We start from the raw sequence: 577 nt of genomic DNA on the forward strand, positions 1-577 counted from the left end.
CGTTCCCGCCCCATGAAACTCCTCGACGGACTCGTCGGAGCCTGTGCCGTCGCGATGACCACCGGGAAACTGCCAGCCAACGGCGGACTCCGACCCCAACTCACCCTCACCATCGACGAACGCGACCTCTTCGAACGACGCACCGACCACCAACGACTCAGCACCGGGACCGCGACCTTCGTCGGCCCGATGCACCCCAACACCATCCGCAAAATCGCCTGCGACGCCGACATCCTCCCCGTCCTGCTCGGAACCGACTCCCGCGTCCTGGACATCGGCCGCACCACCCGGATCTTCCCACCCCACATCCGCAAAGCCATCACCGCCCGCGACGGCGGCTGCGCCTTCCCCGACTGCACCATGCCCGCCCCSTGGTGCGAAGCCCACCACATCACCTACTGGTCACACGGCGGCACCACMGGAACCGAGAACGGCACCCTGCTCTGCAGCCACCACCACCACGTCATCCACAAAGAACAATGGCGGATCGACATGACCACCGGCGTGCCCTGGTTCACCCCACCACCACACATCGACCCCAAACAAACACCCCGACGCAACCACCACCACACACCCC

1 protein-coding gene is annotated in these 577 nt (G+C 65.9%); it reads left to right on the plus strand.

Translation table 11 applies throughout. The features are described 5' to 3' along the window. Positions 1-577 (plus strand): HNH endonuclease signature motif containing protein (locus AC1DD5_RS25750; RefSeq protein ID WP_477523140.1); only part of this gene is annotated, 577 nt, incomplete at both ends.

The sequence above is a fragment of the Paenarthrobacter sp. 10L420 genome (assembly GCF_056395385.1).